A 12,495-nucleotide genomic window follows, 5' to 3' on the forward strand; every position below is an offset into this window, starting at 1 on the left:
GATCCATGCAACATACCGAAAGGCACAAACAAGGGAGTAATAATGGCGTCTCACAAGATTCACAACGTGGTTTTCGACATTGGTAATGTGGTTGTCCGATGGGCGCCGCTAGAAATTGCTCGGCTGACTTTTGGTGATATTGATGGCCTTGAAGACCAAGCAAGAGCTATTTTCCAATCTGAAACATGGTTAAAACTCAATAAAGGGCTTATATCAGAGAGCGAAGCGGCAAGCCAGTATCAGCAATCGCTAGGATTGTCCGCTCTTGAATGCGAACGCCTATTCTACTACGTAAAGCAAACTCAGTTACTTATCTATGGATCAGTGGATCTTATCAAGCGAATAAAATCCGCTGGCTATCGCGTGTATGCACTCACCGATAACGTCCATGAAATCGTTTCCCATCTGAAATCAACCTACACATTTTGGCCGTTATTTGACGGCGCGATCGTCTCGGCTGAGGTCGCTCTATTAAAACCACAGCCTGAAATCTATCAAGCATTACTGGCGCAGTTTGCGCTTGAAGCCTCTGAAACCGTGTTTATTGATGATATGCCCTACAATGTCGCCGGTGCTGAAGCGGTTGGCATGGCAGGCATTCAGTTTGAAAATTCAAGCCAATGTGAGCAGACGTTAAAAAAGCTCGGTCTGCGTTTCTAATCACTGACACATTCCGATCAAAAAAGCGCGTTACTGCTATAAAACAATAACGCGCTTTTCTCTGCTAATATCTTTGGTTTCTTAAGTGACCGGAATGGCATTTTCTGGCAATGACGAACGGCTTTTAATCACGTAACGCAAACGCAGTAACATCAACACAGCGGCCACGGTTAAACCGGTCAAAATGCCCACCCAGAAGCCCTTCTCGCCCATTGCAGGCACGATGATATCTGTCAGCCCTAACACCACGCCCAGTGGCAAAGCCAGCCCCCAATAGGAAGCGACGGCCAAAAACATCGGGATCTTGGTGTCTTTATAACCACGTAGTGCGCCATTGGCACCCAGTTGTAGCGCATCACTAAATTGGTACAATGCAGTCATCGCAAGCAGCGTTGCCGCCGTAGCGCTGATAACCGGGTCACTGGTGTAGAGGCGAATAATCCATTCCGGAAACAGCAAGAAAGTCGCCACCGAAATAAGTGACACTAAAGCTGAAACAATGATGCCTATTTTACTGCGATCAATTGCGCCCAGTTCATCGCCTTCACCCAGAGCATAACCAACACGAATCGTGATGCCAAACGAGATGCTCATCGGGATCACATAGGTCATACTAGAGATGTTAAGCGCGATCTGCGCGGCGGCGACGTTTTCAGCACCAATACGGCCAATAAGCAGCGCGATAACGGCAAAAATGCTGCCACAGATGGCGATGTTCATGCCAATCGGTAAGCCAAGTTTGAGCAGATGATACATCGCTGCAGCTCTTGGTTTCGCATCAGAAAAACGAATGATGGTTTTATAGTGATGATGCGCTTTGATGTAACTGAAGAGCAAACCTGACATTAGCCAATAAACCAAACTGGTCGCCCAACCACAACCCACCGCGCCCATTTCAGGGAAACCAAAATGGCCGTAAATCAGCACGTAGTTAACAGGGATATTAACCAATAAACCAATCATCGAAATGATCATCGGAGCCTTGGTATTGTTCATCCCTTCACAGAAACCATTTAGGGTATAGAAAAGCGCAATCCCCGGAACACCAAAAGCAAGAGCGAAAGCATAATCACTGGCGATCGGGATGATTTCGGAAGCAACACCAATCCATTCTAGAATCGACTGAGCACTGACCAGATAAGCAATAAGCAAGGCACTGGCGATCAAGGCCAGCCAAACCATCTGGAAAAATTCCACTGAGATGCTGTCAAAGTCACGCGCGCCACGATGGTAAGCAACAACGGGCGTGAGCGCCATAATCACACCACGTAACAGTAGCAGTACCGGTATCCAAAGACTGGCACCGAGTGCGATTGCCGCCAAATCAGCCGGGCTCACTTGGCCGGCCATTGTCGTATCGACAAAGCCCATCGCTTGAGTGGCAATTTGAGTCAAAATAATAGGAATCGACAGATGCATCAAAGCACCCGATTCACGAGTAAAACGAGAAAAAGGACGAGGAGTCGTATGCATGGAGGTTCTTCAACACCAATATAAATGCACCAATGATGGCAGGATAGCGGGTGTGCATTTTAGGGTGTGCCCGTTAGGCGGCGATAATATAAACAGCTTATGATTGAGAGTAAAGCCTAATAATCCCGCTTACCTCGCGCATTTTTACTTAACAGGCTCGCAGCGGTGGTTTTTGTGCCACCAATAGACCTACCCGTTGTTTTTCTAACGTTAAACCGATCCGTTTTAGGCGAGAAAGCGCGCTAAAATCGTAACAATGCTGCTCGCTGATATTAGCAAAACCGGCTTGGGTTAACTGTTGTCGCCAAAAACGGGCGGAATGGAAACAAACACCGACACCGGCGGTGTTCGCGCCCAGTTTTTCAGTTAGCGGCGCCAGCACTTTACTCGAGGTAAGATGGTAGATAAGTTGGCTGGGTAGATCTTCAATCAGCGCGCCTTCGTAGAAATTTTCAAATATCAGCACAATACCGCCCGGAGCGAGAACTTTGTAGGCATCTCGCAATGCTTGTTGCTGAACACGGCAAGTATTTTGATAACCTTCGGTAACGAAATGGTGCAGAACCCAATTAAACTGAACCGCCTGTAATCGGCTTGGTAATGCCAAACTCTGAAAGGTCGATTGCAGCACTTGCTTACGTTCATCCGGTCGATTTTTTTGCGCTAAAGATGGCTCGGGTTCCACTAATATCGCCGACGCGCGAGCAAAATGATTCAGCACTTTGTCGACATATTTACCATTACCACCGCCCACATCCATTAACTTGAAGGGCGCTTGAGAGATCTGATACTTATCTAAAGCCTCGATGACCAAATCAAACATCGAATCATCGACATATTCAGTATCAAATGCTTGCGTCTGTTCGCTAGAGAGGAGTTTTACGGAATCAGCCATGCAATCACCTAGTCTCATTTTGTTATCGTTAATCCATCAACCTTCTACTATGAGCAAGTATCAAACCAAGTTTAAGTACATTAATTTTCAATAACTTAAAAACCATTCCATTGGATTTATCATTTTAAGAATGAGATTCGGAAGCAAAATAAATAAAGGCAGGCAAACGCTAACTTAAGTCAGCCTGAATGTTGGCATTTGAGCACCAAAGTGCATCACTGGCCATAACAGAGCATTTAGACATCACCGAAGGCGATCTGTATCTTCTATGTTAAACGTGTGCGCTATGTGAATGACAACCCGTTCACGGTGGAAGAAACTTGGCTGCCAACTGAGATATTTCCGGATTTAACTGATCATTAAAAAACGTACTCGTAGCCACTTAATCGACGATACAATTTTTGAATACAGTCGAAACTATTTCAAATCAAGTGATTACAAATTTACGTTAACCGCAAAACGTCATCGCTCATAACCAGAGTCTTGTAATACAATCAGACTGTATTCATTCAATCGCTAGGTTAAGTAATGAAATCAAGTCAGAAGTCTGTGCTCTGTTTTGGTGACTCCAATACGTGGGGTTATATTCCATTACACGGAGGGCGCTATGAACATGAAGTGCGTTGGACAACGCTGCTCGAGAATCAGTTACCTGACGATTGGCGCGTGATAAATGAAGGGCTACCGGGTAGAACGACCGGCTTTCACGAATCACTGCATAACCCGCATTCAGGTTTAGGTTACTTTTTGCCATGCTTAGAGAAACATCAACCTGACGTGGTGGTGATCATGCTCGGCACCAATGATTTGCAGAGCCAATTTGGCCTAACTGCCCATGACATCGCTTCTGGTGCAGGGGAGTTGGTCAAATACGCGCAATATTTTGCTAATCACAACCCTACCAAAGCGCGTGCAATATTGCTCGTCTGCCCGACACCCATTGATGAGATCGGATTCGCCGCTCACGGCTTTACGGGTGCAAAAGAAAAGTCACATCAATTTGACGACCATTACCGCACGAAAGCGGAAGAGCTGGGTTGCTATTACTTCAATGCTGGTAGTATTGTGAAAGCTTGTGCAAGCGAGGGGGTTCACTGGCCTGCGGATCAGTTGCCACTGTTCGCTGACGCGCTTTATCAGCGCATTCGCACCATCATCGCTTAATCTATATTCACTGACCATTTGGCAAAGGCGTATTATGAAAGTACTGCAGGATTTTTCTGTTTTTATCGAAACCGCAAAACAAGGCAGTATCACCCAAGCGGCTAATATCATGAATCTCACGCCCGCCGCCGTAAGCGCGACGATTAAACGTTTAGAAAGCCAATTTAGCTGCGTACTGTTTATCCGCTCCACACGCAGTATTCGCCTAACATCTGAAGGGCAACTGATGTTGGAAAAATGCCAGCAAGCGGTTGATGCGATTGAGTCTGGTGTGGAGTCAGTCAAACACGATCCCAACCAAATCACTGGCCATTTGCGCCTAGCCATGCCTTCCGATTTGGGGCGCAACGTTCTGTTACCGCTGCTGGATGAGTTTCTCGATTTGCACCCAAAACTGATCCTATCGACGGAACTGTGCGACACTGTGGTCGATCTTTACACCCGACCACTCGATGCCTCTTTTCGCTATGGCACACCACCCGACTCCAGCATGGTGGCACTACCGATCAGCCCCAATAATGATCGCATCGCTTGTGCCTCACCTGACTATATCGCTAAATATGGTAAACCAACGCACCCATCAGAGCTGGTAAATCACAACTGCATCAACTTTATCACGCTCGTCAAATACCACACCAAATGGCGCTTTAGTAAACAAGGGGAAAAGTGCGAAGTGATCGCCACCGGTAATCGCTTTGCCAACGATGGCGATGTGGTAAGACGCTGGATGTTGGCAGGGAAAGGCATTGGCTATAAAACGCGTCTCGACACGCAACCCGATATTGATAGCGGTAAACTCATCCCATTATTTGAAGATTGGCAAGGCGATCATATCCCACTCAACATGGTCGTGACTGATAAGCGCCAATTAACTCCAGCATTGCTGGCACTGAAAACCTTTTTGCAAGAAAAACTGGGCTAAAAATAGCCATTACTCCGTGCCCCCTCCGCCGCTATCAACAATAAACACTCAGCCGTGAGCCTCTCACCTCTGAGTGTTTATTGTCCGCTTTTTATCGAACTAGTTCACACTTTAATCAACGCTGTCTTTTTATTAAGCATTCTAACTGCTAACTTATCTTCAAAATAATGAAGATAAAAAATTATGTCAGTTCAATATATTAGTAAAGAAGGTGCGGCGATCATGAACATCGCCCAATATTTAATGACCACGACAGAAGGCGACCGTTTACGCACGATCGACTCTCTCTCTGATGATTATTCTGTCTCAGTCGGATTCATTCAAAAAGCACTGACTACCATTGAACAGCGAGGTGCTGTCGTCTTATCAAAACAGGGACGTAACGGTACCTTTATCAGCCAACTCAATTATCGTGAGCTCGTCAGTTGTGCTGGCATTAATAATGTGGTTTGTGCCATGCCACTACCCTACACCCGCCACTATGAAGGTTTAGCCAGTGGTTTAAAAGCGCAGCTTGGCGGCTTACCGCTCTATTTTGCCCACATGCGTGGTGCGAGTGTTCGCGCCGAATGTTTGAAAAATGGCACCTATGACGTAGCGATCATGTCAAAACTTGCAGCGAAAGAGTTGGCTTCAGGCTTAGTTACCGCGATTGACTTAGGCGCTCATACTTATTCCCATGAGCACCGTTTAATTTTCCGTCAAGGGCAGTATGAGCAGATCCGTAGGGTCGGCGTTGACCCAGACTCACCAGACCAAAAAATTCTGACCAGCCAAGCATTTAAAGATAAGCAGATTGAGATTGTTGAAATTCACTATGGCGAGAGTTTAACCCATTTAACCAATGGCGATATCGATGCGGTGGTGTGGTTGCCAGAGGCGATCGACATGGAAAAATATGGCCTTGCAGAGCAATCACTAAGCCACTTACCAGCTTGTATTGAAGCGTCAGAAGCGGTCATGTTAGTCAACGGCAATGCCGAACACATTACGTTATTACTGCGTAAATTATTGAAAATCACGCCTCTGCTTCAGCATCAACAAGCTGTGGTAAACGGGCAACTGACACCCAGCTATTAATCGACACATGAGTGAACAGAATTAGAGGATGCACTATGCAACAACGTTTGGCCTTGCTGACTCAGGCCGAAGTCATTAGCCAGCGCGCGCATGATGGCTGCACTAACGCGCTGGCGCTCATCGATGCAGAGCTACAACTCTCACATGACAATGAGCAGTACCAAATGGCGATCACACACCTTGCGCGCGCCGCCGATCGCGTGTGGCAGCATGAGCCTGTCGCCGAAGGCCTCGATCAAGATGTGTTAGAAGAAGTGGTGACAGATGCCGATTACCCCAAGGTTCTCGATTTACACCATCAAGTACTGCAAGCGATGGGGCTCATTGAGCTGCCAGCAAGCGAAGAGAGCTTTATGATCGCCAATATATATTCACTGTTTCAGCTGTCATTAGAGGAGCAACAACCATGATTGACGCTACGGGTTTCACCTACTGCCATGAACATTTGCACATTGACCTATCGCCACAAAAACTGAGCGACGACTGCCGTTTGGATCAATACCAACTGCTGTGCGAAGAAATGCGTCAAGTGCAACAACGTGGGGTACGAAACATCGTAGAAGTGACCAACTCTTTTATGGGCAGAAATCCTCATTTTATTGAAAATTTAATCTCGGATACTGGGATCAATATATTGCTTTCAACCGGATTTTACATCGAGGGCTTCTTCCCTGACGAGCTCTATACCATGAGTGTCGATGAAGTGGCTCAAGGGATGATTACTGAAATTGAACAAGGGATAGAAGGTTCAATCTTAAAAGCCAGTGTGATCGGCGAGATAGGAAGCAGTGAAGATTACTTTAGCGAAACAGAACAGAAAGTCTTTCGCGCCGCTGCGTTAGCACACTTAGCGACTGGACGTCCGATATCCACCCATCAATCAATGAGCACGATGGGCTCAGAGCAAATTGAATTGCTCAAAAGCTGTGGAGTGGACATGAGCCATGTCACCATCGGTCACTGCGATCTGCGTGACAACTTAGAACAACTGTTATGGATGCTCGATCAAGGTTGTTATGTTCAGTTCGATACCATTGGTAAAAACAGCTACTACCCCGATAGCAAACGAGCACAAACCCTCGCGCTGTTATGTCAGCGGGGCTACGAGAAACAAATCATGCTATCGATGGACATTACCCGTCGCTCGCATTTGAAAGCTAATGGTGGCTTAGGTTTTAGCTACCTCATTGACGAATTTGTTCCCCTACTGAAACAGCATGGGATCACTGATCACCAAATAAGCACTTTGTTACGCGATAACCCTACACGCTTATTTGGTTAAAGCGCAGGTTTCAGCCAGCAATGGTGAAACAGGCGCTGAGCGTAAAAACAATAAGGATAGAACATGAAAAAAATCGCAATTGCGGGTTTACAGCGAGAGCAGATAAGAGAGCAGATCGAAGCCACCGCACCCGATACCTTTGAATGCCACATTCTCACCGATATGGATGCGGCGATGAAAGTGAAATCTGGCGAGATGGATTACTTCGTTGGTTGTTGCAATACCGGTGCCGGTGGTGCGCTCGCCATGGCGATAGCCATTATTGGTTACGGCCAATGCGGCACCATTGCCAAACCGTCCATTCAAGCAAAAGAAGCTGAAATACAGCAGTTTATGGATAACGGCTGTGTCGCTTTTGGTTTATCGATTGAACATATCGAGCATGCAGTCCCCATGCTAACAAAATTGTTAGCCCAAAACTAAGGAGTCGTTATGGACATTATGCATATTGGACTTGTTGCCGCACTGTGCGCAATGACAGCGTTAATCGCCAACATGAGTGCCGCCGTTTTCCACGATGGTATTCGCCCAGTTTTACCCCAACTTTTTGAAGGTAATATGACCCGCCGTGACGCCGGTTCTGTTGCCTTTGGTTTATCGATTGGCTTTGTGGCTTCAGTCGGCATCTCTTTTACTCTTTCAACTGGTCTTTTAAACCCGTGGTTACTCTTTTTACCAACCGATATTCTCGGCGTAATGATTGGCAGCCGCGTTCTTGCCGCTTTGGCTGGCGGCCTATGGGGCGTATTAGTGGTTACCTCGTTAGCTGGGGTTAACGCCGTGCTAACCGGCCTGCCGATTGATGCACTAGGCGCACTTGGCGAGCTTGGTACTCCAGTGATGTCTGCGTTCGCACTGTTCCCGCTATTGGCTGTTTTCTATCAATTCGGTTGGAAAGCGGGGGCGATTGCTGCTGTGGTTATCTTAATGTCTCGCTTGATGATCATGAAATTTACTGGCATCTACCCAGAGTCAATTCAGATCTTCGTTGGTATGTTGATGCTGGTCTTCTTTGCGATTCGTAAAGACTTAGCTGACCGCCAAGCTGGAATTCAAGCGCCTGATATGTCGGGACTGCACAGTATTTTTGAAGAGCGCACCAAACGTATCGTTAAACACCTGCCTTTCCTTGCAGTGACTGGCGCGTTAATTGCAGCTGTATCAAACGGTGGTATTTTTGCCGGATCTGAAGTCTCTATTTACTCTCTAGCAGAAGCTCTGAAGATCACCGATCCGGCAGCACACGACGCGGCAATGAAGCAAGTAGCCTTATCTGAATTTATGCGTGGCCTTGGCTTTATTCCACTGATTGCAACCACTGCATTGGCAACCGGTGTTTATGGTGTTGTCGGGATGACGTTTGTGTTTGTGGTCGGTTACCTATCACCAAACATGCCTGTCGCCGCAGTACTTGGCGCGATCACGATCTGTCTTGAAGTGTTCATGTTGCGTGGTATTGGTCGCTTCTTAGAGCAATTCCCATCAATACGTAATGCATCCGACAATATTCGTAACTCAATGAATACCTTGATGGAATTCGCTCTATTGATTGGTGGTGTACTGGCCGTAATGAAAATGGGCTCAACCACAGGTTTCACCATCTTCGCGATGTTGTTCTTCCTTAACGAAGTGATGGGCCGACCGGTATTGAAAATTGCAGCACCAGCGGTAGCGGCGATTTTGACTGGGGTGATTTTGAATCTTCTCCATGTCTTTGGGTTATTCGCCATTTAATCAACGAAGTGAGTGAGCTGAACATCAGCTTAATACCATTCAAATAAATTAGTTCTGTTGACTGTTATTTAGCAGCACATCAGCGATTGATGTGTCGGTTCAGCTCATCTCTAAAAAGGGAAAAATATGTTTTTAGAAGCACTACAAAAGCAAAATCCCGCGTTAATAAATGCCGCGTTTAGCTTATTTAAACAAGGGAAATTGCTACCTGACACCACCGTGATTGATGTTGACCAATTACTTGAAAATGCACAGCAAATTAAGCAAGATGCTGACCGCTACGGCATTAAGCTTTTTGCTATGACCAAACAGATTGGCCGCAATCCTCTGTTGGCTAAACTATTGGTTGAAGAGTGCTGCTTTGATGGCATCGTCTGTGTTGATTTCAAAGAAGCACGCCTAATGGCGGCGCACGGTTTACCCATTGCAAACGTGGGTCATTTGGTACAACCACCAACCAACATGGTTGAGCGCTTAGTCGGTCAAATTAGACCGCAAGTCATCACCGTTTATAGCCTCGAGAAAGCACAACAAATCTCAGATGCCGCCGTGAAATATGGCGTGAATCAAGCTCTGTTACTTAAGTTCTTTCATCGCCGTGATAGGCTTTACACCAACCAAGAATCAGGCTTCCCGCTCAGCGATCTTGATGCCGTTGTCAGTGAAATTGAAGCGATGCCGAACATCACCCTAGCTGGCGTTACCCATTTCCCCTGCTTCTTATACGATAGCGCGAGTGGTAAAACTGAACCAACCCCGAACTTAACCACCTTGGTAGAAACCAAAACGGCGCTAGAAAAATTAGGTTATACAAACCTACAAATCAATGCGCCATCGGCCACCAGCTGTGAAACGATGCCACTTTTAGCTGCCCATCACTGCACTCATGGCGAACCCGGCCATGCGCTAACAGGCACCATTCCCGCCAATATACACGGGGAGAAGCGGGAAAAAGTAGCCATGCTTTATCTCAGTGAAATCTCCCATCACTATGGTAATGACAGTTACTGCTTTGCGGGCGGTTACTACCGTCGCGGTGCGCTGGAAAATGGTTTATTACCAACAGAATCGAGCTATCAAAAAGTCAGCGTTTACAACGATGATGCCGACAGCATCGACTACCACTTACGCTTAAGCGGTTTGTATCCAATTGGCACGCCGGTGGTGATGGCTTATCGCACTCAAGTATTCGTTACCCGCAGTGATGTCGCATTGATTACTGGTGTTTCGAGTGGGCAACCACAAATTATCGCTATTTATGACGCATTGGGTAACCCAGTTGAAGGTAGCCCCGCGGCAAGCTATGAGCGCCGCACTGAGGTGAATCATGGCTAGATTTATTGTGGTGGTGCTCGATGGTTTTGGGGTTGGCGAGATGCCGGATGTGGCGCAAGTTCGCCCGCAAGATTGCGGAGCCAATACCGCCAATAAATTGCTTGAACACTTTCCTTTAAAACGCTTATCCACTCTAGAAAAACTCGGCTTACAAAATGTGGTGCAAAACCCACACACTGTCATGCAAGCCAACCCCGAGGCGAACACCGGCCGAGCTTGGCTTGCCCACCAAGGTGGCGATACGTTTATGGGCCATCAAGAGATCATGGGGACAAAACCCAAGCCGCCGTTGACTCAGCCATTTCAAATAGCCCTACCGGCGATAGAAACAGCGCTTTTACAAGCTGGTTTTAAGGTTGAGCGTATCAATCAACAGGGTTTGTCCCTGCTACAAGTAGAGCAAGGCGTGATCATTGGAGATAACCTCGAGGCCGATTTAGGGCAAGTGTATAACCTGACCTGTAATTTCAATCTCGTCAGCTTTGAGCAGTTATTGGCTATCGCGAATGTGGTTCGTCACGCTAACCCCGTCAGCCGCAACATCGCCTTTGGGGGGGATATTGATTTTAATGGTAATAAGCACAGTATGCAGCGCGTTTTAAACGCGATAGAAGTTAAGAATGATAGCGATGGAAATCCGGCTTACATCGGCGTTAACGCACCAGATAGCGGCGCTTACGATGCTGGATTTCAGGTTGTACACCTAGGTTATGGCGTCGATGCTAAAACTCAAGTGCCGTGGTTGTTACATCAGCAAGGCGTCACTACTCGACTGTATGGCAAAGTCGCGGATATCGTGCAAAATCCTGATGGTGAATCCTATTTATCGGTGGTGGACACCGATGAAGTTTTCCGGCTACTTGAGCAAGATTTACGACAATATCAACACGGATTCTTCTGCGCCAATGTTCAAGAAACGGATCTTTCAGGTCATCAACAAGATCCCAAACAATATTGGCAAGTGTTAGAAAGAGCCGATATTGGTTTACAAAAAGTTATCGATTTAATGGCAGCAGAAGACTGGTTAATTGTCATGGCTGATCATGGCAATGATCCTTTCATCGGCCATACCAAACACACTCGTGAGCAAGTACCATTGTTGGCTTTCCAGCCGAGTAAAACCACAATTGGCCTTGGCACCCGCACCACACTGTCTGATGTTGGCGCGAGTGTCTGCGCCTTTTTCAATGCCGCTTTGCCAGAAAATGGCACACCGATAACACCCTTATTTGCAACTTTACATCAAACAATCCTGACGAATTCAAAATCCTTGCTAAACTAAAGTTGTACTATCGCCTCTTTGCAGACTCCCCCTTTCTGCTGAGAGGCTTCTTTTTTTGATTTTTTCTTAGTCTCACACGAAAATCATATAAGTAAAAAGCACCGAACGATGACACGAACGGTGCTTTTATATCAGCTTCAGCTCAAATTAGATTTTACGAATCTGCTCAATTTCTTGAGCATCAATACCGAGTGATTCCAAGAATTTCTGATGCTCTTGTGGCTCCATTGCTTCAAACGTTTGGTGCCATTTCACCATGTCTGCTTCTGTAAAACCGGCCGCTTGCATAATTTCAACCCAACGTTGTTTCGTCACGCTTTTATCCTCAATGAGTTTTGGTTCTTGAAGTAACACTACGATCGCTTTTTGTTGTGCGCGTAGTGTTTGGATCTCTCGCTCTAGTTCTTCGAAATGATCTTTCAAGATTTGTGCTTGAGATTGCCCCTGTCGATCCAACAAAGTGCGAATACTGCTTAAAGGCAAACCGTAAGAACGATAAGAAGCGATCGTTTTAAGTCGCTCTACCTCATTCTCCCCATACCAGCGATAGCCGTTCTCTGCACGATAGGCAGGCAGGAGTAGCTGCTCTTTCTCGTAATACAGAATCGTAGTGCGGGAAGTTCCGCACTCTCTTGCTAGTTGGGTTACCGTTAACATTTTTTCGCCTC

At 46.5% G+C, this 12,495-nt stretch carries 13 protein-coding genes and 1 pseudogene; 11 read left to right on the forward strand and 3 right to left on the reverse strand.

Annotated elements, in window-relative coordinates; all coding sequences use genetic code 11:
* Positions 1 to 42 precede the first annotated feature (42 nt).
* Positions 43 to 660, forward strand: coding sequence for an HAD family hydrolase (locus tag RJD38_RS16165; protein WP_065546577.1), 618 nt, complete (start codon positions 43 to 45; stop codon positions 658 to 660).
* Between the two features lie 81 nt (positions 661 to 741).
* Here the strand turns inward: RJD38_RS16165 and RJD38_RS16170 are convergent, their stop codons facing one another.
* Both RJD38_RS16170 and RJD38_RS16175 read right to left on the reverse strand, forming a co-directional pair.
* A complete protein-coding gene (locus tag RJD38_RS16170; RefSeq protein ID WP_005597760.1) occupies positions 742 to 2,133 on the reverse strand; it encodes an MATE family efflux transporter in 1,392 nt (463 codons plus the stop codon).
* Positions 2,134 to 2,281: 148 nt separating this feature from the next.
* Positions 2,282 to 3,028 (reverse strand): methyltransferase, encoded by a 747-nt coding sequence (locus RJD38_RS16175; RefSeq protein WP_065546578.1) that lies wholly within the window; start codon positions 3,026 to 3,028, stop codon positions 2,282 to 2,284.
* 188 nt (positions 3,029 to 3,216) lie between these two features.
* On the opposite strand from RJD38_RS16175, the pseudogene RJD38_RS16180 reads away from it, so the two are divergent.
* The 10 genes and pseudogenes from RJD38_RS16180 to RJD38_RS16225 form a co-directional block, all read left to right on the forward strand.
* Positions 3,217 to 3,503 (forward strand): annotated as a pseudogene (locus RJD38_RS16180) (UTRA domain-containing protein); the annotation flags it as partial.
* A 53-nt stretch (positions 3,504 to 3,556) separates the two neighbouring features.
* Entirely contained in the window at positions 3,557 to 4,192 is a 636-nt protein-coding gene (locus RJD38_RS16185) for an SGNH/GDSL hydrolase family protein (protein WP_065546579.1), read from the forward strand.
* A 34-nt stretch (positions 4,193 to 4,226) separates the two neighbouring features.
* Positions 4,227 to 5,114 carry a LysR family transcriptional regulator gene (locus RJD38_RS16190; protein ID WP_065546580.1) on the forward strand — a complete coding sequence of 296 codons (888 nt, stop codon included), beginning with the start codon at positions 4,227 to 4,229 and terminating at the stop codon, positions 5,112 to 5,114.
* A 183-nt stretch (positions 5,115 to 5,297) separates the two neighbouring features.
* A complete protein-coding gene (gene yhfZ, locus RJD38_RS16195) occupies positions 5,298 to 6,194 on the forward strand; it encodes a GntR family transcriptional regulator YhfZ (protein ID WP_065546581.1) in 897 nt (298 codons plus the stop codon).
* A gap of 35 nt (positions 6,195 to 6,229) precedes the next feature.
* Complete coding sequence (locus RJD38_RS16200) at positions 6,230 to 6,604, forward strand: hypothetical protein (protein WP_065546582.1); 375 nt, start codon at positions 6,230 to 6,232, stop codon at positions 6,602 to 6,604.
* Positions 6,601 to 7,476, forward strand: coding sequence for a hydrolase (locus tag RJD38_RS16205; RefSeq protein WP_065546583.1), 876 nt, complete (start codon positions 6,601 to 6,603; stop codon positions 7,474 to 7,476). The genes RJD38_RS16200 and RJD38_RS16205 overlap by 4 nt, the downstream gene beginning before the upstream one ends.
* Before the next feature lie 63 nt (positions 7,477 to 7,539).
* Positions 7,540 to 7,899, forward strand: a complete 360-nt coding sequence (locus tag RJD38_RS16210; protein ID WP_009385606.1) for a DUF2620 domain-containing protein — start codon at positions 7,540 to 7,542, stop codon at positions 7,897 to 7,899.
* Between the two features lie 9 nt (positions 7,900 to 7,908).
* Positions 7,909 to 9,210 (forward strand): YhfT family protein, encoded by a 1,302-nt coding sequence (locus RJD38_RS16215; protein WP_065546584.1) that lies wholly within the window; start codon positions 7,909 to 7,911, stop codon positions 9,208 to 9,210.
* A 126-nt stretch (positions 9,211 to 9,336) separates the two neighbouring features.
* Complete coding sequence (locus RJD38_RS16220; protein ID WP_065546585.1) at positions 9,337 to 10,545, forward strand: YhfX family PLP-dependent enzyme; 1,209 nt, start codon at positions 9,337 to 9,339, stop codon at positions 10,543 to 10,545.
* Entirely contained in the window at positions 10,538 to 11,827 is a 1,290-nt protein-coding gene (locus RJD38_RS16225) for a phosphopentomutase (RefSeq protein WP_065546586.1), read from the forward strand. Before RJD38_RS16220 ends, RJD38_RS16225 begins: the two co-directional genes overlap by 8 nt.
* 147 nt (positions 11,828 to 11,974) lie before the next feature.
* Here the strand turns inward: RJD38_RS16225 and RJD38_RS16230 are convergent, their stop codons facing one another.
* The gene (locus RJD38_RS16230) at positions 11,975 to 12,484 is read right to left on the reverse strand and encodes a MerR family transcriptional regulator (protein ID WP_065546587.1); all 510 of its coding nucleotides are present in this window, start codon (positions 12,482 to 12,484) and stop codon (positions 11,975 to 11,977) included.
* Between the last annotated feature and the right edge of the window lie 11 nt (positions 12,485 to 12,495).

Source organism: Vibrio scophthalmi (assembly GCF_040869025.1).
GTDB classification, from domain to species: domain Bacteria; phylum Pseudomonadota; class Gammaproteobacteria; order Enterobacterales; family Vibrionaceae; genus Vibrio; species Vibrio scophthalmi.